This window comes from Lacinutrix sp. MEBiC02404 (assembly GCF_053601575.1).
On record NZ_JBSHNV010000220.1, the window covers coordinates 231,161 to 256,591 of the forward strand.

General features: G+C 33.5%; 29 protein-coding genes and 1 tRNA gene. 6 read left to right on the plus strand and 24 right to left on the minus strand.

Going from position 1 to position 25,431, the window contains the following annotated elements; genetic code table 11:
• Positions 1-29: 29 nt before the first annotated feature.
• Complete coding sequence (locus ACVCXO_RS15445; protein ID WP_452230491.1) at positions 30-947, plus strand: ABC transporter ATP-binding protein; 918 nt, start codon at positions 30-32, stop codon at positions 945-947.
• Here ACVCXO_RS15445 and ACVCXO_RS15450 read toward each other — a convergent pair.
• From ACVCXO_RS15450 to ACVCXO_RS15510, 13 genes are all read right to left on the minus strand, one after another.
• Complete coding sequence (locus tag ACVCXO_RS15450; protein ID WP_452230492.1) at positions 884-1,516, minus strand: 4'-phosphopantetheinyl transferase family protein; 633 nt, start codon at positions 1,514-1,516, stop codon at positions 884-886. The two genes, ACVCXO_RS15445 and ACVCXO_RS15450, sit on opposite strands and share 64 nt — an antisense overlap.
• A complete protein-coding gene (locus ACVCXO_RS15455) occupies positions 1,513-1,767 on the minus strand; it encodes an acyl carrier protein (protein WP_452231161.1) in 255 nt (84 codons plus the stop codon). The genes ACVCXO_RS15450 and ACVCXO_RS15455 overlap by 4 nt, the downstream gene beginning before the upstream one ends.
• Positions 1,768-1,923: 156 nt before the next feature.
• Complete coding sequence (locus ACVCXO_RS15460; RefSeq protein ID WP_452230493.1) at positions 1,924-2,229, minus strand: GIY-YIG nuclease family protein; 306 nt, start codon at positions 2,227-2,229, stop codon at positions 1,924-1,926.
• Positions 2,230-2,359: 130 nt separating this feature from the next.
• Positions 2,360-3,634, minus strand: coding sequence for a beta-ketoacyl-[acyl-carrier-protein] synthase family protein (locus ACVCXO_RS15465; RefSeq protein ID WP_452230494.1), 1,275 nt, complete (start codon positions 3,632-3,634; stop codon positions 2,360-2,362).
• A gap of 117 nt (positions 3,635-3,751) precedes the next feature.
• A complete protein-coding gene (locus ACVCXO_RS15470; RefSeq protein ID WP_452230495.1) occupies positions 3,752-4,192 on the minus strand; it encodes a 3-hydroxyacyl-ACP dehydratase FabZ family protein in 441 nt (146 codons plus the stop codon).
• Between the two features lie 51 nt (positions 4,193-4,243).
• Complete coding sequence (locus ACVCXO_RS15475) at positions 4,244-5,041, minus strand: SDR family NAD(P)-dependent oxidoreductase (protein ID WP_452230496.1); 798 nt, start codon at positions 5,039-5,041, stop codon at positions 4,244-4,246.
• 124 nt (positions 5,042-5,165) lie between these two features.
• Positions 5,166-6,218 (minus strand): type III polyketide synthase, encoded by a 1,053-nt coding sequence (locus ACVCXO_RS15480; protein WP_452230497.1) that lies wholly within the window; start codon positions 6,216-6,218, stop codon positions 5,166-5,168.
• Positions 6,215-6,955 (minus strand): methyltransferase domain-containing protein, encoded by a 741-nt coding sequence (locus tag ACVCXO_RS15485; protein WP_452230498.1) that lies wholly within the window; start codon positions 6,953-6,955, stop codon positions 6,215-6,217. The genes ACVCXO_RS15480 and ACVCXO_RS15485 overlap by 4 nt, the downstream gene beginning before the upstream one ends.
• A complete protein-coding gene (locus ACVCXO_RS15490) occupies positions 6,952-8,088 on the minus strand; it encodes an NAD(P)/FAD-dependent oxidoreductase (RefSeq protein WP_452230499.1) in 1,137 nt (378 codons plus the stop codon). The genes ACVCXO_RS15485 and ACVCXO_RS15490 overlap by 4 nt, the downstream gene beginning before the upstream one ends.
• Positions 8,089-8,144: 56 nt before the next feature.
• Positions 8,145-8,594 carry a 3-oxoacyl-ACP synthase gene (locus tag ACVCXO_RS15495; protein ID WP_452230500.1) on the minus strand — a complete coding sequence of 150 codons (450 nt, stop codon included), beginning with the start codon at positions 8,592-8,594 and terminating at the stop codon, positions 8,145-8,147.
• A gap of 6 nt (positions 8,595-8,600) precedes the next feature.
• Entirely contained in the window at positions 8,601-9,293 is a 693-nt protein-coding gene (gene mtgA / locus ACVCXO_RS15500; RefSeq protein WP_452230501.1) for a monofunctional biosynthetic peptidoglycan transglycosylase, read from the minus strand.
• Between the two features lie 62 nt (positions 9,294-9,355).
• A complete protein-coding gene (locus tag ACVCXO_RS15505; protein WP_452230502.1) occupies positions 9,356-10,474 on the minus strand; it encodes an NAD(P)/FAD-dependent oxidoreductase in 1,119 nt (372 codons plus the stop codon).
• Between the two features lie 182 nt (positions 10,475-10,656).
• Complete coding sequence (locus ACVCXO_RS15510) at positions 10,657-13,623, minus strand: reprolysin-like metallopeptidase (protein ID WP_452230503.1); 2,967 nt, start codon at positions 13,621-13,623, stop codon at positions 10,657-10,659.
• Positions 13,624-13,716: 93 nt separating this feature from the next.
• Between ACVCXO_RS15510 and ACVCXO_RS15515 the strand changes: the two genes are divergently transcribed.
• Complete coding sequence (locus ACVCXO_RS15515) at positions 13,717-14,253, plus strand: hypothetical protein (protein WP_452230504.1); 537 nt, start codon at positions 13,717-13,719, stop codon at positions 14,251-14,253.
• Between the two features lie 110 nt (positions 14,254-14,363).
• On the opposite strand, the gene accC is transcribed toward ACVCXO_RS15515, so the two are convergent.
• The 6 genes from accC to pdxA all read right to left on the minus strand — a co-directional run bounded on the left by accC (position 14,364) and on the right by pdxA (position 19,374).
• The gene (gene accC / locus ACVCXO_RS15520) at positions 14,364-15,719 is read right to left on the minus strand and encodes an acetyl-CoA carboxylase biotin carboxylase subunit (RefSeq protein WP_452230505.1); all 1,356 of its coding nucleotides are present in this window, start codon (positions 15,717-15,719) and stop codon (positions 14,364-14,366) included.
• A gap of 92 nt (positions 15,720-15,811) precedes the next feature.
• Positions 15,812-16,294, minus strand: coding sequence for an acetyl-CoA carboxylase biotin carboxyl carrier protein (gene accB / locus ACVCXO_RS15525; protein ID WP_452230506.1), 483 nt, complete (start codon positions 16,292-16,294; stop codon positions 15,812-15,814).
• Between the two features lie 34 nt (positions 16,295-16,328).
• Positions 16,329-17,324 carry a beta-ketoacyl-ACP synthase III gene (locus ACVCXO_RS15530; protein ID WP_452230507.1) on the minus strand — a complete coding sequence of 332 codons (996 nt, stop codon included), beginning with the start codon at positions 17,322-17,324 and terminating at the stop codon, positions 16,329-16,331.
• A 178-nt stretch (positions 17,325-17,502) separates the two neighbouring features.
• Entirely contained in the window at positions 17,503-17,706 is a 204-nt protein-coding gene (gene rpmF / locus ACVCXO_RS15535; RefSeq protein WP_452230508.1) for a 50S ribosomal protein L32, read from the minus strand.
• Between the two features lie 8 nt (positions 17,707-17,714).
• On the minus strand, positions 17,715-18,254 hold the full coding sequence (locus ACVCXO_RS15540) for a YceD family protein (protein ID WP_452230509.1): 540 nt from the start codon (positions 18,252-18,254) through the stop codon (positions 17,715-17,717).
• A gap of 73 nt (positions 18,255-18,327) precedes the next feature.
• The gene (gene pdxA / locus ACVCXO_RS15545; protein WP_452230510.1) at positions 18,328-19,374 is read right to left on the minus strand and encodes a 4-hydroxythreonine-4-phosphate dehydrogenase PdxA; all 1,047 of its coding nucleotides are present in this window, start codon (positions 19,372-19,374) and stop codon (positions 18,328-18,330) included.
• Positions 19,375-19,436: 62 nt separating this feature from the next.
• Here pdxA and ACVCXO_RS15550 point away from each other — a divergent pair, with 62 nt between their 5' ends.
• Positions 19,437-20,030 (plus strand): riboflavin synthase, encoded by a 594-nt coding sequence (locus tag ACVCXO_RS15550; protein WP_452230511.1) that lies wholly within the window; start codon positions 19,437-19,439, stop codon positions 20,028-20,030.
• On the opposite strand, the gene ACVCXO_RS15555 is transcribed toward ACVCXO_RS15550, so the two are convergent.
• The 3 genes from ACVCXO_RS15555 to mce form a co-directional block, all read right to left on the minus strand.
• Positions 20,027-20,224 carry a PID-CTERM protein-sorting domain-containing protein gene (locus tag ACVCXO_RS15555; protein WP_452230512.1) on the minus strand — a complete coding sequence of 66 codons (198 nt, stop codon included), beginning with the start codon at positions 20,222-20,224 and terminating at the stop codon, positions 20,027-20,029. The two genes, ACVCXO_RS15550 and ACVCXO_RS15555, sit on opposite strands and share 4 nt — an antisense overlap.
• Positions 20,225-20,360: 136 nt before the next feature.
• Positions 20,361-20,434: transfer RNA gene (locus tag ACVCXO_RS15560), tRNA-Ile, on the minus strand.
• A gap of 52 nt (positions 20,435-20,486) precedes the next feature.
• Positions 20,487-20,888, minus strand: a complete 402-nt coding sequence (mce, locus tag ACVCXO_RS15565; protein WP_452230513.1) for a methylmalonyl-CoA epimerase — start codon at positions 20,886-20,888, stop codon at positions 20,487-20,489.
• Between the two features lie 186 nt (positions 20,889-21,074).
• Here mce and rbfA point away from each other — a divergent pair, with 186 nt between their 5' ends.
• Positions 21,075-21,470 carry a 30S ribosome-binding factor RbfA gene (gene rbfA / locus ACVCXO_RS15570; RefSeq protein WP_452230514.1) on the plus strand — a complete coding sequence of 132 codons (396 nt, stop codon included), beginning with the start codon at positions 21,075-21,077 and terminating at the stop codon, positions 21,468-21,470.
• Positions 21,471-21,536: 66 nt separating this feature from the next.
• Positions 21,537-22,742 carry an ABC transporter permease gene (locus ACVCXO_RS15575; protein WP_452230515.1) on the plus strand — a complete coding sequence of 402 codons (1,206 nt, stop codon included), beginning with the start codon at positions 21,537-21,539 and terminating at the stop codon, positions 22,740-22,742.
• A gap of 523 nt (positions 22,743-23,265) precedes the next feature.
• Here the strand turns inward: ACVCXO_RS15575 and ACVCXO_RS15580 are convergent.
• Together ACVCXO_RS15580 and dusB are read right to left on the minus strand one after the other, a co-directional pair.
• Positions 23,266-23,655, minus strand: coding sequence for a hypothetical protein (locus tag ACVCXO_RS15580; RefSeq protein WP_452230516.1), 390 nt, complete (start codon positions 23,653-23,655; stop codon positions 23,266-23,268).
• Between the two features lie 127 nt (positions 23,656-23,782).
• Positions 23,783-24,778, minus strand: coding sequence for a tRNA dihydrouridine synthase DusB (dusB, locus tag ACVCXO_RS15585; RefSeq protein WP_452230517.1), 996 nt, complete (start codon positions 24,776-24,778; stop codon positions 23,783-23,785).
• A gap of 102 nt (positions 24,779-24,880) precedes the next feature.
• Between dusB and ACVCXO_RS15590 the strand changes: the two genes are divergently transcribed.
• Positions 24,881-25,414: a hypothetical protein gene (locus ACVCXO_RS15590; protein WP_452230518.1), complete on the plus strand. Its 534-nt coding sequence runs from the start codon at positions 24,881-24,883 to the stop codon at positions 25,412-25,414.
• Positions 25,415-25,431: the final 17 nt, after the last annotated feature.

The following is a 25,431-nucleotide window of genomic DNA, read 5'->3' on the forward strand; positions in this document are numbered from 1 at the left end:
CAAAACACCCACTTTTGTAAAAAAAAAATATGCTTACCGTAAATAAACTAACTTTTTCCTATAACAAAACGCCTGTTTTAAAGGATATTTCCTTTTCGGTAAAACCAGGAGAACACCTTTCTATTATTGGTGAAAGCGGTTCTGGAAAAAGCACTTTACTAAAAGTTATATACGGCGAATATGATGTTTTAAAAGGAAGCATTTTCTGGAAAGACAAGGAAATTCTTGGCCCTGAATACAACCTAGTTATTGGCTATGATTTCATGAAATACGTAGCGCAAGAATTTGACTTGATGCCTTTTATTTCGGTGGAAGAAAACATTGGTAAGTTTCTTTCTCGTTTTTATCCGGAAGAAAAACAAAAACGTGTTTCCGAATTATTAGAAGTAGTAGCGCTAACCAATGTCGCTAAAACTAAAGTGAAACTACTTAGTGGTGGACAAAAACAACGCGTGGCACTTGCTAGAGCGTTAGCCAAAGAACCGGAAGTCATTTTATTGGATGAACCTTTTAGTCATATCGATAATTTTGCAAAACAATCGCTTCGTAGAAACGTTTTTAAATATTTAAAAGAAAAGAATATTGCGTGTATTGTTGCCACTCATGATAAAGAAGATGTGTTGGGTCATGCTGATAAAATGATCGTTTTAAACAACCATAAAATAGCGGTTAATGATACTCCTGAAAATTTATATAAAAACCCTAAAACCTCTTTAATAGCTTCTTTTTTTGGAGAGTTTAATGTGATAAATGATCAAATTATTTATGCACATCAATTACAAGTAGTTGATAAATCGGGTTTAAAAGTAACAGTTATTAAAAGCTACTTTAAAGGAAATTATTATTTGGTGGAAGCGGATTTGGATGGGAGCAACGTGTTTTTTCAACACAAAAGTCCATTAGAAACAAACTCCGAATTGTTTTTAAGAATTGAAAATGCGGTATAATTTCCACAATGCGACAACGAAAATGCAATCGGTAATTTTTCAGATTTATTATATACTTTAGGAACACCAACTTCCGTTTTTTGGATGTTTAATGTTTGCATATCCAGTCTTTTCGTTTTAGAAAGGCACTTTAAAAAAAACTGCTTTACCGTTTGACTTTGCGTCTTATAATCTGAGTTTTCAATTTGGAACCACTTACTATCAAAATTAGATGCAGCATCTAAAGTCGCAACGGAGTGAATAAAAGCGTCTGTAATAATAGATTTGGTAAAATATAAATTACCAGCAATAGTAACTTGTCCTTTGTTATCTGTGAGCAACTCACACTCCAAGCGTTTCGGATTAAAAAATCGTTTTCCAAACTGCTGTACATGTACTTTATACGCGGCCTCTTTCATACTCCAAAGCAACCAAAGCATTTGGGGTTTGTCTTCCGTATAAAAAATGAGTTCTTGTTCCTTTTCTGTAAAAATTTTGTCTAAAAAACGTTGGTATCTTTTGCCATCCCGATAACTATCGGGACTATCTTTAGCAGCTTTTTTTAAATCGACAATATCATTGCCTATCATTTTGCTGCTAATTTTTCGTTTACAATAGCCATTGCAGCTTTTACAGAGACCATTTTTTCCATATCGTCATTTTCGATTCTAATATCAAATGCGTCTTCAACATCTAAAATCACGTCTACTAAATTTGCCGAATTAATTTTTAAGTCGTTTATAAAATCGGTGTCTTCAGAAAGGTTATTAAAGGCTTCTTCATTTTGAATATAAGGTTCTACAATGGCTTTTAGTTTCGCGATTAATTCTTCTTTATTCATCATTATTTTTTCATTTAACGTTTTAGTAAATTTAATAAAACACTTCGACAAGCTTAGTGTCACATCTTTTTTTTATTTGGAACATTAACTTGATTTAGTTATAAAGACAAATTGGGAACTAAATGTCAGTCTGAGCTTGTCGAAGACCATAATCAATTAAATACGGTTATTGTTTTGAGTGTAATTTTTAGAGAACTCAATGAGGTCTTGCCAATTCTCTTCAATCAATGCTTTTTTCTTTCTTTGAGACCATCCTTTTATTTGCTTTTGGATTTTAATAGCTTCTTTTGGATTTTCACATTGTAAATACCAAAGTAGCTTAACAGGTAATCTAGATGCTGTATAAGATTCTTTTTTGTGACCAGATTTATGTTGAGATAATCTTCTTTCTAAGTCATTAGTCATTCCTGTATAGTCTGTTTTATCGTTACAAAAAAGGATATAAACATAATAGAATTTCATATGGCGTGTTTCTTTTAGTATCGTGAGCACTTCGACAAGCTCAGTCTGACATTCTCGATTCTATTTGGCAATATCTTAAAATGCTAGACTTTCTAAAGTAATCATAATCTTATATTTAGTATAGACTAACTTATTCAGAATACTTTTTAAAGATAACACAACCATTAACATCACCAAAACCAAAACTGGCTTTTACCGCAATTTCTAGTTCTGTTTCTAGTAGTTGTTTCACAATTTTCTCTTCTGAAATTAATGCAGCAATCTCCCGATGTACATCTTCACAATTAATATTAGGGAATACAAACTGCTCTTTTAGCTGAAGCACAGTCGCAACACTTTCTATGCTTCCTGCAGCAGCCAAGCAATGGCCAACCATAGATTTTAAAGAGTTGATATATGGGAAATTTTTTCCGCTTCTATGTAAGGCTTTCGTCCAATTTTCAATTTCCAAACTATCTTTTGAAGTGGCTGTTAAATGACCATTAATCACATCAATTTCTTCGGCAGCAATATTTGCATTTACCAGTGCATCTGTAATACAGCGTTGCACAGCTTCTGGGTTCGGAGCAGTCATTGTTCCGCCATTTCGTTGTCCTCCAGAGTTGACGTTTCCGCCTAAAACCTCGGCGTAAATAGTTGCATTTCGTGCCAAAGCACTTTCTAAAGACTCTAAAACCAAAGCGCCAGCTCCAGCACCAGGAACAAATCCAGAAGCACTAGCGCTCATAGGTCGTGAACCTTCTTCTGGAAACTCGTTATGCTTGTAAGTCATTACTCGCATAGCATCAAATCCTCCCCAAATATAAGGGCCATCATCACTACAACTGCCTACCAACATCCGTTTTGCTTGTCCGTTTTTTATACGCTCGTAGCCCATTAAAATCGCTTCCGTTCCTGTAGTACATGCAGATGAGTTGGTGGTTACTTGATTTCCTAAACCTAAAATCCCTCCTAAAAAAGCGCTTATCCCGCTTGCCATAGTTTGCACAACCACTGTGCTTCCTAATCGTTTTACTTCGCCAGCATCTAATTTATAAATGGCTTCTCTAAATTTTTCAACTCCGGAGGTTCCTGTTCCAAAAATAGTTCCACTATCCAAGTCTAAATCGCTATTCTCATCTATTGTAAATCCTGCATCTTTCCAAGCATCCAATCCTGCAATACAACCATATAAAATGCCAGAACTATTAAAACCTCTAAGTTGTAAAGGCGTGAGGTATTCTAGTTTTTTTTCTTCGGAAATAGATGGAATTCCACCAATGCAACACGAAAAATTCAAGTCGGCCAATTGCGGATGAAACGTGATTCCAGATTCGCCTTTTTTTATTGCTTTTGTAAATGCGTCGAGTCCAACACCATTTGGTGCTACAACGCCTAAACCGGTTATAACTACTCTATTTTTCATGTTCAATTCTTTCGTAGGCAGGAATCTTATAAATTATTAAGTTCCATTTTATTATTATAGAAAATATTAAAGTTTTCTAATTAAACCCACAAGGTTTTAAAAACCTTGCAGGACAACTCAATTCGACGTTACCATTCCCGAAATTTTACCACGACAAACCAATTCTCCTTTCTCATTTAAAAGCTTCACTTTACATTTCAATTTATGAAATCGGAAGACTTCTTTTTCTGAAATTACAGTCACTTTTTCTCCTGGAAATACTGGTAAAAAAAAATCGATCTGACAAGAGGTTAAAGCGATTTGCGGTTTTTTTTCTTCTGAAATAGCATCTTTCCATAAATAAATACCTAAACACACCAGTCCAATTTGTGCCATACATTCGGTTAAAATAACACCTGGTGTAATTGGGTTATTTTTAAAATGTCCTTTATAAAAATATTCCTCTTTTTTGAACGTGTAGTTTCCTGTTATTCCTTCGGAAGAAATAGCAGTTAATTCATCCACAAATAAAAATGGTTTTTGGTATGGTAAAAGGTTTATGATGTCTTTACTATTCATGTTTTAGTTTCAGACCTGTCAGGTTTTGAAAACCTGACAGGTCTCTTTTAATTAAGAAATATGCTCACCTCCATCTACAGGAATTACGCAGCCATTTATCCAACTGGCTTCCGCTTTACTTAGCAAATAGACTGCATTGGCTACATCTTCTGGTTGTGTTAATCGCTTAAATGGATTACGTTGTAAACTGTGTTCTTTAATTTTTTCGCTTCCAGGAATCATGCGTAAAGAGGCAGTGTCTGTAACTCCTGCTTGAATGCAATTGGCTCTAATACCAAAAGGTGCAAATTCTAAAGCTATGTTTCTGCTGATTGCTTCTAGAGTTACTTTAGCAGCAGAAACTGCGGCGTAGTTTTTCCAAGCTTTGGTATTACCTTCACTGGTAAAACTTATAATTCTAGCATCTTCAGCAAATAGTTTAGCATCAAAAACTCCTTTTGTCCAATCGTATAAACTAATAGCCATTGCGTTTATAGTGAGATTAAAATCATCGTTTTTTAAGGTTGGTTTTTCGTCATCTAACATAGGTTTTAAGTTTCCTTTTGCTACGCTGTGCACCAAAGTTCTTATTTTACCTTCTGTTCCTAAAATGGCGACTAATTCAGAAATAATAATATTTCTTTTTTCTTCTTTAAAAGCATCTACATTAAAGGATTTAAATTGAACACCTTCCGCTTTAATCTTGTCGAATTCTATATTAATTGCATCTTCCTGTGCTCTAGCATTTCTATGAAGGATACAAATATGCATGCCGTGTTTTGCTAGCTTTTTTGCTGTAGCTAAACCTAATCCGCTAGAGCCCCCAATTAGGAGCGCCCAATAATTTTTATGTTGAAATTCTTTAATCATTAATTTAAATTTATCTTTTGAAGCCGCTTCGACAGCACTCCGTGTAAATTGATCTTCATCTATTCATTGTTAAAATGCTTCGACAAGCTCAGCAGGACATATTCACTACATTTTGTATGTAGTACTACCATTCTAATAATATCCGTTGTGCCGAAAAACCTGGCCCAAAACTAAGCATTAAACCTTTGTCACCTTTTGGTAATTGTTTATCCATAAAGCGTTCTAAAACATACAAAACGGTTGCACTACTCATGTTTCCGTATCGTCTTAAAACCTCCTTTGTGTCGTCAATATTCTTTCCTAAAGCGCCAAATAAATCTTCCACTGTTTGTACTATTTTTTTTCCTCCTGGATGAAAAATAAGGTGGTCAATATCTTCAATAGTCATATTATTGTGCTCTAAAAAAGGATGGACGATTTTAGGAAAATGTTCTGAGATTGTTTCTGGCACTGCCTTGTCTAAAATCATTTGCAAACCTGTATTCACCAATTTAAACCCCATCATGGTTTCGGAATCATAAAAATGATACATGGCTTCGTCAACTATTTTCGGGCCTTCTTCCTTTTCGTAAGACGATAAAATAACGGCTGCTGCGCCATCGCCAAAAATAGCAGCACTTACAATATTGACCATAGAAAAATCATTCAACTGAAAAGTGGCGGTTGGCGACTCTACAGCTATTACTACTGCGCGTTTGTTAGGATTAGCTTTTAAAAAATTCTTGGCATAAATAATCCCTGAAACTCCTGCGGCACACCCCATTTCGGTAACAGGTAATCGCACAATATCTTGTTTCATTTTTAGATTATTGATAAGATACGCATCCATGGAAGGAATCATAATTCCTGTACAACTTACGGTTATAATAAAATCAATATCTGTTGGTTTTAGCGCTGCTTTATCTAATGCTTTGCTTAAAGATTGCTCTGCAAGTTGTACCACTTCACGCGAGTAAATATCATTTTTCGCTTCAAAAGAGGTGTTATTAAATACTTCTTCCGCGTCCATAATAGAATAGCGCTTGTCTACTCCTGCGTTTTCAAAAAGCTTGATGACTTTACGCTGAAAACGTTCGTCTTGACCATTCATCCAAAGATTTAAGTAAGGAATAATATCCTTGGTTTCTCTGGCATACTTAGGCAATTGTTTTGCTACTGCTGTTATTTTTACACTCATAGTATTTCCTGCTGCTGTACGGTTTTTTTATTTTTCAAAATCCATTGAAAACGAAAAGCCCATTTCCATTGTATTTGATAATTTACATTTATTTTTTCTGAAATATCTATCAGTTCTTTTCTTTTAAACCCTCTTAAAACAGAGGTTAAGCCGTCTTGTGATATTGTTTCATTATTAATCGTTATACTTAACAATTTGAATAAATAATAGGCTAATCTATTTCTGTGCAAATCATTAACTATTACTCCTAATTTCGCTTTTTCTAATACTGGTTTTAAAAACGAAACTAATTGGTCTTCTTCAAAATGATGCAGAAATAATGTAGTTAACACCAAATCGTATTCTAGCGTTTGAAATTCTTCAGAAAAAACATTCATCGCTTTAAACTCTATATTTTCATATTCTTCCGATAATGCTCTCGCATAATGGATTGTATGCCGATTAGCGTCGACACCTAATAATTTAAAATTGTAATGGTTCTTCTTTCCAAATTTGGCTACTTCTCTTAAAATATCTCCACCACCACAACCTAAATCGATAATGGTTATTGTTGTCTCTTTTGGTTGATTCTTAAGTGCTTTTCTTAATCCGTTTATGTTAACGATATATCCACCTAACCACTGATTAATTTTAGCTAACTTGTCTAATGAATCCTGTAATATTGGACCCTTATAATCCAAATCATCCATAATTTCTTTTTCATTACTTCTGTTTTTTGTACGGACTAATAAGCTCATTCTATTGTCATTATTTTACCATGGGTTCGTTTAATTACAAGTGGTAAAATACTTGGAACCCATTTTACGATTCTAATTAAAACCTCAGCTAATTTATTTTTATTCAATAGGCTTGCAACTAGGTGACCTGTTGCTAAACGCGATTTAAACGCGGTATTCCATTCTCTAAGATACTGCTTTTCTAATGCCTGTCTATCTTTTATTTCGCCATTAAAGAACTTAAGAATAAGTAGCGATGCCATTTGCCCACTGCGAATTGCCATGCTCATACCATTACCGCATAATGGATGAATCATTCCTGCTGTATCCCCACACATAAGTATGTGTTTTTCGATGGGGTTTTTGGTTTCAAAAGAAATTTGACTAATCGTTATTGGTGCATCAAAAACGGATTTAGAGTTTTTAAAAATGCTTTTTAAAGCGGTATTTTTAAAGACTACTTTTTCCTGAAACTCGTTAATATCGCTATATTTTTTAAAGGCTTCGAAATTAGTAATGTAACACAAATTTATACTATTGTCCTCTACTTTGGAAACGCCACAATAACCACCTTTAAAATTATGAAGCGCTACTACATCATCTGGAAAATTTCCTTTTACATGTGTTTTAACTGCTAAAAAAGGAGATTTGTTTTTTATAAAACTACGATTAAGTTTTACATCTAAATTAGCACGTTTACCATAAGCACCAATGACTATTTTTGCACGATAGTTTGTTAATTTTGTTTCGATGGAAAAAGAATCGTCATGAAACGCTACGTTTTCTACCGTATCTTGAATAATGGTTGTATTATTTTGAATAGCTTTTTTTGCGAGTTCCTGGTCTAAACAAAATCGACTAATCCCGAAGCCTCCAAGTGGTAATTCCGCTTTAACCAACTTGTTTTTTACCGTTGATAATTCAAATCGATTAATTTTTTTTGCGCCTAACTTAAAAACATCGATTCCTAAAAAATTAAGGTATGGTAGGACTTCATTTGAAATATATTCACCGCAAACCTTATGCTTTGGATAGCTGTTTTTTTCGATAACCAAAACACGAAGATTATTTTTTGATAAATGAATAGCGCTACTTAAACCCGCTAAACCACCACCTATAATAAGGACATCAAAATCTGAAGGAATTGTGTTCAATTTCTTTTTTTAAATCAATTGGACTAAAGATAAGCCGAAAATTGCTTATTAGGAAATTAGTTCACATTTGTTACCGTAAATTGTTGTTCTCTAAAATTAATTAGATCTTCCTTTTTTTTGCCTAGTAATAATTGCGCAATAGGTGTATTTGCAGAAATAGCATAAAAAGAGGTGTCGTCTATTTTTAACTCTCCAGCACTAATAGCAATAAAATAATTATTTTGAGTAGTGTAAACAACAGAGCCCAAGCTTATAATTTTAGATTCTTTTAAAGCATCTACTTTAGAAAGTATTTCTTTTAGTTTTTGCGTTTCGGCCAATTGCTGCCCTATTTTTTCTCGTTCTAGTTGCAACATCGCACGACCCGTTTCATGCTTATCTCCTGCACTACTTTTGGTTTCTGTAGTTAGAGATTCTTGAATTTCTAAAATCGTGTTTCTTATAGTTTGTAGTTTGCTTTCTACAAATTCCTGACATTGCTTATATAGTTGTTGTTTTACTTTCAATCTATTCTATTCTTTTAAATTATAATGTAATATACCAAAATAACGCATTTGATTTACGGTCCAGTTTTTACGGGATTGAATATAATTGGAAGCTGGATTCGCTTTATATCTTCTTGGGTTTGGTAAAATAGAAGCTATCGCTGCTGCTTCTTGCTGTGATAATTTTGCTGCCGTTTTTTTAAACCAATATTGCGAAGCTGCTTCAATACCATAAATACCATTACCCATTTCAATGCTATTTAAATACACTTCCATAATACGCTCTTTAGACCATATTTTCTCGATTAAAAAAGTAAAATAGGTTTCTAAGCCTTTACGTAACCAACTGCGTGCTGGCCAAAGAAAAACATTTTTTGCAGTTTGTTGGCTAATCGTGCTTCCTCCTTTAATGCGTTTTCCTTTTTTGTTATGTTGGAATGCTTTTTCAATCGCTTTAAAATCAAAACCTGCATGGTTTAAAAAGTTTTGATCTTCATTACAAATTACTGCAAGTTGCATGTTTTTAGAGATATTATCTAAAGCAACCCAATCGTGTTTCCACACTATATCTTTACCTTCTTGATATTGCTCTACACTTCTAATAACCATTAATGGCGTAGCAGGAACTGGAACTTTTTTATATAAAAAAACCATAGAAACAGAAGCTACAACCATCCAAAAAATGGTTTTTAAAATAAATCTAAAAAAGCGTTGTATCATATTTATTTCTCGTGAAAACGGGAGTCTTAATAATTAAATATTTCTTTAAATGAGATTCCTTCCTACGTAGAAATTTGATCTGCTAATTCTTTACCAACCAAACTACCAATGGCAACACCCATACCGCCAAGTCTTACGCCGCAAAACACGTTATTACTTATTTGTTTTACAATCGCTTTTTTTTGAGCACCAACGCCCATTATGCCGCTCCATCTATGATCTACCTCAAAAGGTGTGTTTGGTAAAATAGTGGTTTTTAAAAGTGCTTCTAGTTTACTTTGAATGATTTCTGTTTGGTTTAATTCTGTGGTTTCTTCGGTTTTAAAATCTAGATTTCTTCCGCCTCCAAATAAAACTCTGTTATCTATATTTCGAAAATAATAATAGCCTTTATCTAAATGAAAGGTTCCTTTTATGTGTAAGTCTTTAATTGGTTTCGTAATTAAAACTTGTGCTCTTGCCGGTTTTACTTCTGGAATATCTAATTGTGAAGCAAAGCCATTAGTCGCTATTAAAAGTTTAGAAGAGGAAAATGTAAAGGAATTGGTTTGTATTTTAACCAAATTTATGTCTTCTGAAAATGCTTCTACCGACACATTATTTAAAATTTTAATGCCTTTGGAAAGTGCTTTTTGAAGCAAAGCATCCATCATTTTACCGGTATCTATTTGTCCTTCAAACTGGTTGAAAATGTAATTTTCTTGTATATTTTTAAAACCGAAAACATTGTCTTTTAAACTAAAAACATCGGCGTTAAAAACAGGTTTTAGAAGTTTGTTTACGACTTCTTTTTTAGAAAGACATTCTTGAAATAAAGGAGCATCTGTTTTGGTAAACAATTCGTAACCTCCTAATTGCTGGTAGTTAATCGTTTTATCTCCTAAAGTGTTTCTTAAAAGCTGTAAGCCATGTACACGTTTTTTTACAAGCTCTATAACTTCTTCTTGGGTATGCGTGTTTAAATCGTCTAGAATTTCGCTCAGACTACCAAAGCATGCAAATCCTGCATTTTTAGTACTTGCTCCTTGCGGTAAAGTTCCTTTTTCTAAGATTAAAATTTTTGCTTTCGGGAATTTTGTTTTTAGCTGTAATGCGCAATTAAGTCCAACGATTCCGCTACCAACGATGGTGTAGTCTATGTTGGTGAGCCATGTTTTTATTTCCCAATACGATAAGTTCATGATGCTAAGTTAGGGTTTTAATTGGAAGTTCTAAACTGTGTTAAGGATAGCAGCGACATCCTTTTTGTTTTTTTGCAAAAAGATATAGCGAATAGCCTGACTTTTGTTTTTTGGAGCAAAAGTAACACCAAAAAAAAAGCTCCGAAAATTACTTTCAGAGCTTTTATAAAAGGGAAAATAAATTATTTAATGATTATTTTCTTAGTGGTTTTGCTTCCGTTACTTTCTATATTTAACAAATATATTCCAGAAGATAAAGCATTAACATCTAGTGTTCTTATTGCTGTTTTACTGTTGTTAACCTGGTTATAAACACGTCTTCCTCTAATGTCGTATATTGAAATATTAAGATCGTCTGTATGGTTTGATTTAATATAAAGTGTTCCTTCTGTTGGGTTAGGATAGACAAGGAATGTGTTTGTTTTAAAATCATCTACGCTTAATTCTGTTAAAACATTTACCGTGTAATCTTCTATTTGTCCCCAAAAAGCAGTTTCGCAAGGTCCAAAATCGTTACTAACGCCATCTGTATTTTTCATACCTACTCGCATTCTAGTAGCTCCTAATACCGCATCTACAGGTACCGTTATAGATAATCCAGATCCTGAAGTTGGCTGATCTACAACATTACTTGCTGTTCCTAAATCATATTCCTCTCCTGCATCACCAAAACTACAATTCTGATTCCAATCGATCCACACTTTATTCACATAGAAAAAATCCCCATTAGAATTCACATTTACGGTAATCTCGTGGCTCGAATTTCTTTGGATATCTGTAGAAATAGAAGTAAAATCTTGATACGGATCATCTGCACTTGCTGCTATAGTAATATTATTAATCGTATTAAAGAATACGCCAGTAATTCTGTCCGCGTCCGTACTAGTGGCAGCAGACGCACAAACGCCATCGGACACCGTCAACATTGCTGTTACTGTTTTAACAATAGATGGAGCGGTTGCTGTAACCGTTATGGTATAATTTCCAGGTGTTTCGCCAACAAGACCAGTTACATCCATTGTAAATGTAGCATCTGCATTTAAAGATGTAGGTGTAAAAGCGAAACTTGCTCCTGGTAATACTGGTGTTACAGAAGCTGAAAACGTGGTGTTTTCTGAAAAACCATTAGAAGTAACATAGTTAAAACCATAACTTACAGCATCTATATTACATGCAGATTGTCCGCCAGTGGTGCTACTTATACTAAAATCGGAATCATTAGAAAGGGAGAAAACATCTGTAATTGCATAAAAAACATTGTCTGCAGCTTCTATTAAAATTCTTGAATTATTATTCGCTGTAATATTTGGAACAGTAATAGAGGCAGCTCCATTATTTGCTACGCCGGATGCTAATGTGGTATTAAAGTTTGCGCCTCCATCTGAGGAGAATAATATATTTACGGTTTGGCAATTAATGGTTGCATTGTTGGATTGACCTACGACCCAATTTACTGTTTGTGTACTACCTGGTGCCCATGTTGGTGGTGTAGCAACTGTAAACGGAGCTACATTTTCTACTGTTACTGTCATTTCATCTGATTTTGTACTCCCCGCAATTGGTGCATTATCTCTTACGGTAAACAAGAAGCCCATGGTTCTAGCAACAGACGGAATTACTTCCCACGTAGATGCTAATGAACCAGATATTACGGTGCTAAAGTCTGGAAAATATCTAACAGGAACTGTTTTAGGATCTAGTGATCTAAACGTTGGTCCGCCAGTATTAGTTGCTTCTGGTGGCATTGGTGCTGGTGCCGTATCATTTTGTTCCCATGAATAGGTTAGTGTATCACCGTCTCCATCTGTTCCAACTCCAGTAAGTTTGAAAGCGGTAGAAGGAGGAATAGCATAATCTATTCCAGCAGCTGCTGTTGGTGCCGTATTTCCGCTTGCAATAGAAGTGCCACAAGTACTACCAGATCCAGCAGAAATGTTTATCCACATTTCTTTAATATTTTCACCGTGAAAATAATCATCACTATTGCTTTGAACATTTGGCGCACAAATACCGGCATATCCCATTATCGAGGAAGCACTTCCTGGTTCTACAGAAACAGAGCTTCTATTACAACTATTATTTTGCGTATGGTTACCACCAAACTGGTGTCCCATTTCGTGCGCTACATAATCAATATCAAAAGCATCTCCTACCGGTGCTCCAGAACCCGTTACACCTCCTGCTTTACTTCCGGTACAAGGAGAGTTTAAATAAGCAACTCCACCGCCTCCAGTACTAAAAACATGTCCTATATCGTAATTGGCAGTTCCTATATTAGCGTCTACAATAGTTTGGTTTTCGCCTAACATAGCACTTCCACTATTGTTTGTATATCCATCTGTAACAGCATCAAAAAAGATAATAGATGTATTATCTACCATAGTCATGGTTAAACCAAGATCTCTAACGTAAACCCCATTAACACGGTTCATAGTCGTTGTCATGGCAGCCATAACACCTCCTAATGTTCCTCCATGATATTGTGCATATTCGGCAGTACAAGCTAATGCTAATCTATAGGTTCTTAATTGGCCATCATCTGCATTTCGAAGTGCCATATATTCTTGGTTAGAAATACCACTTTTTTCTAATACAGATTCTGTTTCACAAAGAAATGTATCCGAATTTACATCTCCTTCTGAATTAACAAATGTGATGTATGTTTTTAAATCGTTAGAATATGGTTCTATAAATATCGTTTTCTTTTCAGATAAAATCATACCACTTAATCCTTTTTGAGGCGTGATTGTTAAACGAAGTTGTGCTGCAGGATTTTCTACACCAACACCAACATACGTCTTAATTTCAGGAAATTTAGCAGCTAAGCTTGGTTCCATAATGGATACTTCACTAATTCTGAAAGATTCAAAACTACCATCGGCATTTGGAAATGGAATAATGATAGTAGACGTTTTATCGTAGGATTCTTTCTTTGAAGCATTTCGTAGAATACTAGATAACCCGCTTACATCTACATTAAATAAGGTCGATTTTCGCGGAATTTGTTTATAAAATTGAACCTCGCTGACATCCATTTTTGCCGCACTTGTTGGCGACCAGATGGAAGATTTTTTTTGTGCAAATGCACTTATTGAAATCATTGCAACAGCAAAAAGTAAGCAAACATTTCTCAAGTATTTTTTTCTCATAATAAAAAGTCTTATTTTAATCTTTTAAAGTTAGTCTGATATTTCTAAAACACAAAAAAAATAAAGTTAATTCGTAAAATACCTTATCCGGAAATGAAAAAAATGTATTTATTTAACATATTATTCTTTGTTCTGTTCCTTACAACATCTTGTAAAACCAGTAAAGAAAGCAACTTACAAACTAATTTAAAAACAATGGATTCTACTTGTCCAGATGATGGTTTTTGTTCTTTGGAAGTGATTAAAAACAAATCTTTAGAGATAAAACAAGATGCTATTGGTGCATTATACCCCGTTTTGCATGCAGGAGAATCTAATATTTTAAAATTTGAGTATAAAAGGAATGAAATTGCAAATACACAAGATGGCCAGTATAGCGAGTTGATATATGCTGAATTGCCTCAAAATATAAAAAACATCGAACGTAACGATGCGGATTTAAGTACGGTAAAATTATTATTTGGAAGACTATGTTTCTGCAGAGGGCAAACAGGTTATTATAAAGTATCTAACGGAAAATTAGAAATTCAGAAAAAGGAAGATGGCACTTTTAATTTTAAGCTTCATTTTAAAATAGATGAAGTACCACAAATCATTACCTTAATAGATACGACCTTTTCCCTAAACTAAGGTATAAAAAAACTCCGAAATCGCTTTCGGAGTTTTTTGTTTCCCATTTTTATGGGCATGATAATATATTTTGAAACTTCTAGTCGAATGTCTAGAAATAGACTTTTTAATTAGTCTTCTTCTTCTTTTGGTTTCATTACAAAATCTTCCATAAATTTAGTCGTGTAATTTCCTGCTAAATAATCTGGATGATCCATTAACTGTCTGTGAAAAGGAATGGTTGTTTTTATTCCTTCGATAACAAACTCGTCTAAAGCACGTTTCATTTTATTAATAGCTTCTTCTCTAGTTTGCGCTGTTGTAATTAACTTTGCAATCATAGAATCGTAGTTTGGCGGAATGCTATAACCAGCATACACGTGCGTATCTAAACGAACTCCGTGTCCACCTGGAGCATGTAATGTTGTTATTTTTCCTGGCGAAGGTCTAAAGTTATTATATGGATCTTCGGCGTTAATACGACATTCTATAGAGTGTAATTGTGGTAAATAATTTTTACCTGAAATTGGCACTCCTGCAGCGACCATAATTTGTTCGCGTATCAGGTCAAAATCTATTACTTGTTCTGTAATTGGGTGTTCTACTTGGATACGTGTATTCATTTCCATGAAGTAGAAATTTCTATTTTTATCTACTAGAAATTCTACAGTTCCTGCGCCTTCGTATTTAATGTATTCTGCTGCTTTTACTGCTGCATCACCCATTTTTTTACGTAAAGCGTTAGTCATAAAAGGAGAAGGCACTTCTTCTGTTAGTTTTTGATGACGACGTTGAATAGAACAATCTCTTTCCGATAAGTGACATGCACGACCTGTAGAATCTCCTACAATTTGAATTTCGATATGGCGAGGCTCTTCAATAAGCTTTTCCATATACATATCATCATTTCCAAAAGCTGCTTTAGATTCTTGTCTTGCAGAATCCCAAGCTTCTTTAAGGTCTTCGGCTTTCCAAACGGCACGCATTCCTTTTCCACCACCACCAGCAGATGCTTTAAGCATCACTGGATAGCCAGTTTCTTTGGCTACTTTTTCGCAATCTGCAAAATCTTCAATGACTCCTTCGCTTCCTGGTACACATGGTACTCCAGCTTCTATCATGGTTGCTTTAGCGTTTGCCTTGTCTCCCATTCGGTTAATCATTTCTTCGGATGCACCAATGAATTTTATTTGGTGTTCTTCACAAATTTTAGAAAATTTAGCGTTTTCAGATAAGAAACCATATCCTGGGTGTATTGCATCCGCATTCGTAATTTCTGCTGCCGCAATTATATTGGACATTTTTAAGTACGATTCGCTACTTGCAGCTGGACCAATACATACTGCTTCGTCTGCAAATTTAACGTGAAGGCTATCTGCATCTGCTGTAGAATATACAGCAACTGTTTTAATGCCCATTTCTTTACAGGTTCTAATTACACGCAGTGCAATTTCACCTCTATTGGCAATTAGTATTTTTTTGAACATAATTCTATTGAGTTTAGAAGTTTATACGTTTATTCGTTTATCGTTCTAGTGGAAAAACTTGGAACTTTAAATTTTAAACTTTAAACTTTAGATTATGATGGATCTACTAAAAATAATGGTTGATCGAACTCTACTGGCGATGAATCATCTACTAAAACTTTCACGATTTTACCGGATACTTCCGATTCGATTTCGTTAAAAAGTTTCATTGCTTCAATGATACATAAAACATCTCCTTCATTAATAGTTTGTCCTACTTCTACAAAAACAGGTTTGTCAGGAGAAGGTTTTCTATATAAAGTTCCAATGATTGGCGACTTAATGGTAATATATTTTGAATTGTCATCTTCTGCAGCTGCAGCTTTTGCAGGAGCAGCGTCTACTACTATTGGTGCAGCAACTGGTGCTTGTGCCATAGCTCCCATTGGTATTTGTTGTACAAATGTTTGCGTTTCTGCTTTGTCGTCTCCACCAGTTTTTATGGTGATTTTGATATCGTCAGTTTCTAATTTAACCTCACTTGCACCAGATTTGGCTACAAATTTAATTAGGTTTTGAATGTCTTTTATATCCATAATATTCAAGTTTTAATTATGATTGTTAGTTAGTTTAAGAGTTATAGGCCCATTTTAAATAAATAGCGCCCCAAGTAAATCCGCCTCCAAAAGCAACAAGTATTACTTTGTCTCCTTTTTTAAGTTTAGATTCGTAATCGTTTAGTAGTAAAGGTATGGTTGCAGAGGTAGTGTTTCCATATTTTTCAATATTCATCATTACCTTATTAGGATCTAAATCCATTCGGCTTGCAGTAGCATCAATAATTCTTTTATTGGCTTGATGTGCTCCTAACCAATCGATATCATCATTGGTAAGGTTGTTTCTTTTTAAGACTTTTACACAGGCATCTGCCATATTAGATACGGCCCATTTAAACACGGTCTTTCCATCTTGAAAAACGAAATGTTTTTTAGCTTGTACTGTTTCTAAGGTTGCTGGTTCTATAGAGCCTCCGGCAGGTACTTGAAGAAATTCTCTTCCGGTGCCATCGCTTCTTAAATATTCATCTTGAATACCTAATCCTTCTGTATTAGGCTCGAAAAGTACAGCTCCAGCGCCATCTCCAAAAATGATACATGTTGCTCTATCGGTATAGTCTATCATAGAAGAGTTCATATCTGCTCCTATAACTAGCACTTTTTTATACTTTCCAGATTCTATAAAACTAGAAGCTGTAGAAGCTGCATATAAGAAACCAGAACATGCTGCATCCAAATCATAAGCAAAAGCATTTGTTGCTCCTATTTGTGAAGCTACAAATACTGCTGTTGCAGATGCTTGCATATCTCTTGTAGCTGTTGCTACAATAACTAAATCTATTTCTTTTGGATCTAGATTTGATTTTTTCATCAAATCTTTGGCTGCTTCCGTTGCTAAAAAAGAGGTGCCTTTGCCTTTTTCTTTTAATATTCTACGTTCCTTGATTCCTGTTCTAGAAGTTATCCATTCATCATTTGTATCTACCAAAGTTTCTAATATTTGGTTAGTCAATACATATTCTGGAACATATTTACCTACAGCTGTTATCGCTGCTGAGATTTTGCTCATAATTTTGGTGTTAATTTGACCTAAAATCGTTGAAAAATAGCAAAAACGAATACAAATTTTATAAATCTGATGTGTTTTGCTTATTCTGATGCAAATTAAGTTGTTTTTAACGTAAAGAAAAATATATAACAAAAAAAACGCTCACAGTGGAGCGTTTTATTGTATGCACGCATAGTACCTATGCTAAATTTTCTTCTACTTTCGAGTTGTCTATTAAAACTTGTCCTCTATGGTATAATTTTCCTTCAAACCAATGTGCTCTATGGTATAGGTGAGCTTCACCAGTTGTTGGGCATGTAGCAACTTGTGGCGCAACTGCTTTATAATGTGTTCTTCTTTTATCTCTTCTTGTTTTCGAGATTTTTCTTTTAGGATGTGCCATTTTTTATATTATTTATCCGTTAATAGTTTCTTAAGTGTATTCCAACGAGGATCTATATCCTCTTTGTTTTCTTTTTCTTCTGCCGTTTTAGGGCTAAGTTCTTCTAATTTATTAAGTATTTCAGAATCTAATGTTCCATCCTCAACTCCTGGATGGATTAATTTATTAGGAACTGCTAAAACAATAAGCTCATAGATATACTGTTGTATATTAATTTCATATTCACCATGCGAAATAATCAATATGTCTATATTGTCGTCATTGTACTCTTCTCCAAACTGAACAACCAAATCAAAATCTGTACTAATATCTTGATCGAAAGGCTCATTAGTTAAATCACAATTAACGTTTAAAGTTCCATAAATTTTAAAATTCAATTCTAGTAAAGTTGCTTTTTTATTTAAAACAAGATCTACTTTAATGTTTGAATCATTAAAATCTTCATACTCAAAATGTTCAAAGAACGATTGTTTAATATCATACTCAAAAAGGTGTTCTCCAACTTTTAAACCTACAAACGGTATTGTAAATGCTTTCAAAGACTTCATTTTTCACATCTATTTTGAGCCTGCAAATATACAATTTTTTATTAACTAAGCACAGTTATAAACATTTTTTTGTTTATATCTTTTTTTGATTGAATTTTAAAGGGTTTTCATTGATTTCCTCATATTCCAATCTATTCTTAAATATTTCAATCGCTTTAAATACAGCTTCCTTAAAAGAACTGTTGTCTGCTAGGTTCTTTCCTGCTATTTCAAAAGCGGTACCATGATCTGGCGATGTTCTAATTTTATTTAAACCTGCAGTATAATTTACACCTTGACCAAAAGAAAGTGTTTTAAAAGGAATTAATCCTTGATCGTGATACGAAGCAATAATAGCATCAAAATTGGTATAATTATTAGAACCAAAAAAGCTGTCTGCAGCATAAGGACCATAAACTAACTTCCCTGTTTTTTTGATTTCTTCTAATGTTGGTCTTAATACGGTATCATCTTCTGTACCAATAACACCATTATCTCCATTATGCGGATTAATACCTAATACCGCTATTTTTGGTTTTCTAATTTTAAAATCTTTTTGAAGCGAATTATAAATAGTTTCAATTTTCTCTTTAATACGCTTGGGTGTAATTTGTGTCGCTATATCCTTAACGGGTACATGGTCTGTTAATAAACCAACACGTAATTTATTTGAAACCATTAACATTAAACTGTTCCCTTCTAACTCCTGCTCTAAATAATTAGTGTGTCCAGGAAACTTAAAGCTGTCCGACTGTATATTGTGTTTGTTTATTGGTGCGGTAACTAATACATCAATAGTTCCTTCTTTTAATGCTTTGGTTGCTGCCTCTAAAGATTTTATGGCGTACTCGCCTATTTTAAAGTCCTCTTTCCCAAATTCTATTTTCACATGATCGTTCCAAACATTAAGCACATTGATTTTTTGCGGAATGATTTGATTCATACTATTTATTCCGTTCAAGTTCATATCCATTTTGAAATGATTTTTTAAAAAATTCATTGTTTTCACGGATGCAAAAATCACTGGAGTACAAAATTCTAGGGTTCTAGGATCTTCAAAAGTTTTAAGTACTATCTCTGCTCCTATACCATTTAAGTCTCCTATAGAGATACCTACTATTATATTTTCTTCTTTCTTCATTAGTAATGCTAACTTTTGTTTGTAATTTTACTGCTACAAATTTAACTAAATAATCGACAATAATGTTTACTGGAATCATTGAGGAATTAGGAGTGGTTAAACAACTAGATCAAGAGCTTGATAATTTGCATATTACAGTGGAAAGTAATTTCACACAAGAACTACAAATAGATCAAAGTGTTGCCCATAATGGTGTGTGTTTAACCGTTGTTGCTATTACGAATAATACGTATAAAGTAACAGCGATTAAAGAAACGCTAGAAAAAACAAATTTGAATACTATTAAGGTTAATGATTTAGTAAATCTAGAAAGAGCGATGAAGCTTGGCGAAAGACTAGATGGACATATTGTGCAAGGTCATGTAGATCAAACTGCAATCTGCACCCATATTGAAAATACTTCTGGAAGTTGGGCTTTTACTTTTAAATATGATAGCGCCTTAAATAACATAACCATTGAAAAAGGATCTATCACCATTAATGGTGTAAGTCTAACGGTTGTAAATTCTAAAAAAGACGAATTTAGTGTGGCTATAATTCCGTTTACTTTTGAGCACACAAATTTTAATCACTTTAAAATTGGGACTGAAGTAAATTTAGAATTTGATGTAATTGGTAAATACGTAGCTAGACTAGTAAGCATGAATAAACTTTAAGCTTTAGCGCGAATCGTTTTTACTATTCCATAAATTAAGCCAATAGCTAATAGGATATATATCCCAGCGTCTATAGGAAGACCTGGTGGTGGTGGTGGCGCAGGTGGTGGTGGACCACTCGCTGTTTGCGCTACATTAACAAAACTTATTAATAAAAATAAGATTGAGGCAATTTTTGTTTTGTTTTGTATCATTCAGTTGTAAATGTATAAAAAAAAGCGACTTAACAAAAAATATCTTAATCTTTTTAGTTAAAAAAACTCCTTAAATTGCAAAAAACATCGATGAACTGCTAATTCTTACACTTTTTCTATGCTTGTATAAAAAAAGTGGTCCCACTTGGGCTCGAACCAAGGACCACCTGATTATGAGTCAGGTGCTCTAACCAACTGAGCTATGGGACCAATTAAGCTGCAAATCTAATATTATTTTTAAGACTCTACAAGCAATTTTTTTCTAAATAATTTCTTGACATAATTCTATTAACACTCCGTTGGTACTTTTTGGATGTAAAAAAGCCACTAACTTGTTGTCTGCTCCTTGTTTAGGTATTTCGTTAATTATTTTAAATCCTTCCGATTTTAATCTTAAAATTTCTTTTTCAATATCATCCACATCAAAAGCAATGTGATGAATTCCTTCTCCTTTCTTCTCAATAAACTTCGCAATAGCGCTATTATTGTTCGTAGCTTCCAATAATTCAATTTTATTTTCGCCTACTTTAAAAAAAGAGGTGTTTACGCCTTCACTTGCTACTTCTTCTACTTTATAATGCGGTTTTCCGAAAAGTTGTGCGTATAATTTATTCGCTTTATCTAAGTCTTTTACCGCAATACCTATGTGTTCTATTTTATTCATGCTTACTTTCCGCGAAAGCGGAAATCTCTTTTAGGTTAACTAACTAATTCTTACTTAAAAAAATTTAATACCTTCAAAAATACAATAATCTTTAAATATCAACTATTTTTGCATCGTAGAAGATAAAGTGTATCTTTTATGTAAAAATAAGATTTCAGATTAATCTGGATCTAAAATAAAATTAAAGTGGAAGAAACACAAAGACAAAAAAAGATAGGTTCCGTATTACAACGTGATATAGTAGATGTATTACAAAAAGCAGCATCGCAAGGTGGTATGAAAGGAATACTTATATCGGTTAGTAAAGTAAAAGTAACTGTTGATCTTTCTGTTGCTAAAGTGTATTTAAGTATTTTTCCTAATAATAAAGGTAAAGAACTACTGGATGGCATTAAATCGAACACACCATTAATAAGACATGAATTAGCACAACGTACAAGACACCAACTAAGACGTATGCCTAATTTAGAATTTTTTATAGATGATTCTTTAGAGTATATTGATAAGATTGAACAATCTTTAAAAGGAAAAGAAGACCCTATTAACGATCCTGAACTTTTAGGAAAACGTAAAAAACAGTAATTGTTTTTATAAAACCTTTACATTATTTCTACTACTTAAAACTCATTTTGTTATTGTAAAATAAACATGCATTTCCCTTTATACATAGCGAAACGTTATTTGCATTCTAAAAGCAGTAACAATGCTATAAACTTTATTACCATAATTGCAGCTATCGGGATTGTTCTTGGGGCTGCCTCTTTATTTGTTGTACTATCTGGATTTGCTGGTTTAAAAGACTTTACCTTACAATTCACGTCTATTGTAGACCCCGATTTAAAAGCCGAAACGGCAATAGGAAAATCTTTTTTTATTACGGATGACGAATTAGAAAAACTAGATAATCTAGAAGATATCGTTTCCTATTCTAAAATAATTGAAGACCGTGTTTTTATCGCTTTTGATGAAAAAAACTATCCAAATGCATACATAAAAGGAGTAGATGAAAATTATGAAAAAGTAAACATAATAGATTCTGTAATTCCTTTAGGCAGTTGGCTGACACAAAACACCAACCAAATTGTAGTAGGCTGGGGAATTTCAAGCAATCTCTCTTTTGGTGTTTTAGATTACGGAAAGCGTGTAAGTTTGTATGTGATTAAACCTGGAAAAGGACAAATAACTTCAGAAAAACAAATATACAACACCTTTCAAGCGATAAACGTCGGTATTTTTGATATTAACGAAGAGCTAAACGACAAATACGTGTATGCTCCTTTTGCCTTTGCCAAAGAACTATTAGGGTATCAAGACCATCAAATTTCTGCAATAGAATTCAAGCTAAAAGAAGGTTTTGACGAAGACCAAGCACGAGAAAATATTCAAAACATATTAGGAAACAAAGTCCTATTAAAAAATAGAGCACAATTAAACGATGCGCTTTATAAAATGCTAAACACCGAATATTTAGCAGTCTACCTCATCTTCACCTTAGTTTTAATCATTGCACTATTTAATGTTATTGGTTCCATTATAATGATGATTCTAGACAAAAAGAAAAACCTAAACACCTTATTTAATTTAGGAGCAACACAAAAAGATATTCGTAAAATATTCTTTTATCAAGGCGTTTTAATGACACTTCTAGGCGGCATTATAGGTTTGATTATTGGTATCGCTCTCATTTTACTACAACAAGCATTTTCATTCGTCATGATAACCCCATCGCTACCTTATCCTGTTGCTTTAAAAGCAATTAACGTGCTTATCGTGTTTTTAACTATAACTATTTTAGGTGTATTAGCTTCTATGATTGCATCCACCAGAATTACGAAAAGTTTAGTATCGAATTAGTTTTTTGGCAAGTTGCCTGAAGAAGGCAAACAGGCTTTCTGTTATATCTTTTTTACTTGTTCTCGATACATTTTGCTCATGCTTTGCAAAACACTCGAACCGACGTAAAAAAGGATGTCACTACAATCCTTCTTGCATGTATTTGCTATCGTTTAGATTTAATAAAAGGAAAGTAAATACTTGAAAAATTCTGTTTTATTGCAGCTTCGCACAATTTGCAAACGCTCCGTTTTTCACTAAAGTAAAAACCACCTCTCTTTAACTAAAGAGAGGAGCAAGTGCAAATTATAATTTTGGCGGTAATAATGAGGTGTTTTGAATACATACAGCTTTGTTTTATAACGATATACTCGAAAAAAGGGCTCCGCTTAAGTTTAAGAGGAGAATGCATTGCCGTTTTCCAAAAAAACAGGAAGAAGAGGAGTTTTGTTCTTAAAAAAAACTCCGATTTTTAGTTTAAACGCTCCGATTTTTAATTAAAATTAAAGACCACCTCTCTTTAGCTACAAAGAAGAGCAAGAAATTATCCTGTGGCTTTCTCTTCTATAATCTGTTTTAATTCTTTATACTTTGTATCCATAAAATAATAACGAGGCATTCTTATATTAATAATATTTTCATTTACTTTATATAAAATAACACCATTCTCAACAGCTTTTATCTTTTCAAATTCAATAGGATAAGAGACTTTATCTAGATATAAGAAATTTTCATCAAAAGTGAGATCTGTAGGTTTTGGTACCTTTTTTACTGAAACATAAGTAGTAAAAAAAACAAATAATAAACTTGCTATTATTCCCCTTATATCTTTCGTAATTAAACTATAAACAAAAAAAATAATTCCGCTAAAAACACCAATCCGCCATACCAAATACTGCAAAAAGTAAAATGTAGAATCTATTCTTTTTTTCATTTTTGTGTAAATAAGTCTTAATTAGAATAGTGTTTAAAAATTAAAAACCACCTCTCTTTAGTTAAAGAGAGGAACAAGTACAAATATGTTTTGGGATTATATTATTGTTTTTTAGAACTTGAATTACTTATTCTGTGAATTCATAACCAGAGAATTTATTTAAAACCTCATCAAAAGCAGCAAATACATCTACAGATGCATCACTAGTAACCATTTTCATTCTATGTTCTTTAAAGTGTGGAATTCCTTTAAAATAATTGGTATAGTGTCTTCTAGTTTCAAAAACACCAAGTGTTTCTCCCTTCCAGTCAATTGCCATTTGTAAATGTCTTCTAGCGGCATCTACGCGTTCTTCTAAACTAATTGGGGCTAAGTGCTCTCCGGTTTCAAAAAAGTGCTTTACTTGCTTAAAAAACCAAGGATTTCCAATAGAAGCTCTACCAATCATGCAACCATCTAAACCGTAAACATCTCGCATTTCCATAGCACGTTCTGGAGTAGTAACATCGCCATTTCCAAAAACAGGAATATGCATTCTTGGGTTATTTTTTACAGCAGCAATTTGTTTCCAATCTGCGTTCCCTTTATACATTTGTGCTCTGGTTCTTCCATGAATAGAAATAGCCGCACAACCCACATCTTGCAAACGTTCTGCAACCTCAACAATTCTAATAGAATCATCATCCCAACCCAATCGTGTTTTTACCGTTACTGGCAAATTGGTGCGTTTTACCATTTCGGCAGTTAGGCTTTCCATTAAGCAGATATCTTTTAAAATTCCTGCTCCAGCCCCTTTACTTACTACTTTTTTTACAGGACAACCAAAATTAATATCAATAATATCAGGCTTCGATTTTTCTACAATATCTATCGTTTGTAGCATGCTATCTAAATTGGCTCCAAAAATCTGAATTCCAACCGGACGTTCTTTTTCGTAGATATCTAATTTCATGACGCTTTTGGCTGCATCTCTAATTAAACCTTCACTAGAAATAAATTCTGTGTACACTACATCTGCTCCTTGTTCTTTGCATAACGCACGAAAAGGTGGATCACTCACATCTTCCATTGGTGCTAACAATAAAGGAAAGTCAGGAAGTTCTATGTTGCCTATTTTTACCAAGTATAAATATTTTGCGCAAAAATAAGTCTTTTATTTTTATAAAATATACACGCAAAAAAGCAGTTCTATGTAAAAATGTACCTTTGCTGCAAAAACATTGAAATGAAAAAGAACCTACTTTTACTTTTTGTCCCTGTTATCCTATTTTTAAATTGTAGCGCTATAGATGATTTAACCAAATTCGATTTGGATTATCAAACCAGTTATTCTATAACACCTACCACTTTAATAAATTCTCCTTTTAATTTTATCACTCCGGATATAACTACAGAGTCGGAGTCTACTTTTGAAAACAACGACACACGCAAAGATTTAATTGAAAGCATTAAACTAAAAACGATTAAGCTTACTATTGACACGCCACAAGATGGGGATTTCAACTTTTTAAAGGAGATACATGTGTATATAAACGCGGAAGATGTTGAAGAATTAGAAATCGCAAATGCTTTTGATTTAGAAGACACAAATTCTAAAACCATTACCTTAGAGGTTACCGATCAAGAGTTAAAAGAGTTTATTAAAAAGGATACTTTTAGTTTACGTGTTAAAACGATTACAGACGAAACCATTAGTGAAACACACGACATTAGCATTGACACAAAATTTAGAGTAGATGCTAAAATTTTAGGTGTCTAATTCTCTTTATTTAATCC

Excerpts from the sequence above, each read along its gene's own strand:
- ACVCXO_RS15445 (WP_452230491.1), top strand. The coding sequence starts at position 30 with ATGCTTACCGTAAATAAACTAACTTTTTCCTATAACAAAACGCCTGTT.
- ACVCXO_RS15450 (WP_452230492.1), bottom strand. The coding sequence starts at position 1,516 with ATGATAGGCAATGATATTGTCGATTTAAAAAAAGCTGCTAAAGATAGT.
- ACVCXO_RS15455 (WP_452231161.1), bottom strand. The coding sequence starts at position 1,767 with ATGAATAAAGAAGAATTAATCGCGAAACTAAAAGCCATTGTAGAACCT.
- ACVCXO_RS15460 (WP_452230493.1), bottom strand. The coding sequence starts at position 2,229 with ATGAAATTCTATTATGTTTATATCCTTTTTTGTAACGATAAAACAGAC.
- ACVCXO_RS15465 (WP_452230494.1), bottom strand. The coding sequence starts at position 3,634 with ATGAAAAATAGAGTAGTTATAACCGGTTTAGGCGTTGTAGCACCAAAT.
- ACVCXO_RS15470 (WP_452230495.1), bottom strand. The coding sequence starts at position 4,192 with ATGAATAGTAAAGACATCATAAACCTTTTACCATACCAAAAACCATTT.
- ACVCXO_RS15475 (WP_452230496.1), bottom strand. The coding sequence starts at position 5,041 with ATGATTAAAGAATTTCAACATAAAAATTATTGGGCGCTCCTAATTGGG.
- ACVCXO_RS15480 (WP_452230497.1), bottom strand. The coding sequence starts at position 6,218 with ATGAGTGTAAAAATAACAGCAGTAGCAAAACAATTGCCTAAGTATGCC.
- ACVCXO_RS15485 (WP_452230498.1), bottom strand. The coding sequence starts at position 6,955 with ATGAGCTTATTAGTCCGTACAAAAAACAGAAGTAATGAAAAAGAAATT.
- mtgA (WP_452230501.1), bottom strand. The coding sequence starts at position 9,293 with ATGATACAACGCTTTTTTAGATTTATTTTAAAAACCATTTTTTGGATG.
- ACVCXO_RS15505 (WP_452230502.1), bottom strand. The coding sequence starts at position 10,474 with ATGAACTTATCGTATTGGGAAATAAAAACATGGCTCACCAACATAGAC.
- ACVCXO_RS15510 (WP_452230503.1), bottom strand. The coding sequence starts at position 13,623 with ATGAGAAAAAAATACTTGAGAAATGTTTGCTTACTTTTTGCTGTTGCA.
- ACVCXO_RS15515 (WP_452230504.1), top strand. The coding sequence starts at position 13,717 with ATGAAAAAAATGTATTTATTTAACATATTATTCTTTGTTCTGTTCCTT.
- accC (WP_452230505.1), bottom strand. The coding sequence starts at position 15,719 with ATGTTCAAAAAAATACTAATTGCCAATAGAGGTGAAATTGCACTGCGT.
- accB (WP_452230506.1), bottom strand. The coding sequence starts at position 16,294 with ATGGATATAAAAGACATTCAAAACCTAATTAAATTTGTAGCCAAATCT.
- ACVCXO_RS15530 (WP_452230507.1), bottom strand. The coding sequence starts at position 17,324 with ATGAGCAAAATCTCAGCAGCGATAACAGCTGTAGGTAAATATGTTCCA.
- rpmF (WP_452230508.1), bottom strand. The coding sequence starts at position 17,706 with ATGGCACATCCTAAAAGAAAAATCTCGAAAACAAGAAGAGATAAAAGA.
- ACVCXO_RS15540 (WP_452230509.1), bottom strand. The coding sequence starts at position 18,254 with ATGAAGTCTTTGAAAGCATTTACAATACCGTTTGTAGGTTTAAAAGTT.
- pdxA (WP_452230510.1), bottom strand. The coding sequence starts at position 19,374 with ATGAAGAAAGAAGAAAATATAATAGTAGGTATCTCTATAGGAGACTTA.
- ACVCXO_RS15550 (WP_452230511.1), top strand. The coding sequence starts at position 19,437 with ATGTTTACTGGAATCATTGAGGAATTAGGAGTGGTTAAACAACTAGAT.
- ACVCXO_RS15555 (WP_452230512.1), bottom strand. The coding sequence starts at position 20,224 with ATGATACAAAACAAAACAAAAATTGCCTCAATCTTATTTTTATTAATA.
- mce (WP_452230513.1), bottom strand. The coding sequence starts at position 20,888 with ATGAATAAAATAGAACACATAGGTATTGCGGTAAAAGACTTAGATAAA.
- ACVCXO_RS15575 (WP_452230515.1), top strand. The coding sequence starts at position 21,537 with ATGCATTTCCCTTTATACATAGCGAAACGTTATTTGCATTCTAAAAGC.
- ACVCXO_RS15580 (WP_452230516.1), bottom strand. The coding sequence starts at position 23,655 with ATGAAAAAAAGAATAGATTCTACATTTTACTTTTTGCAGTATTTGGTA.
- ACVCXO_RS15590 (WP_452230518.1), top strand. The coding sequence starts at position 24,881 with ATGAAAAAGAACCTACTTTTACTTTTTGTCCCTGTTATCCTATTTTTA.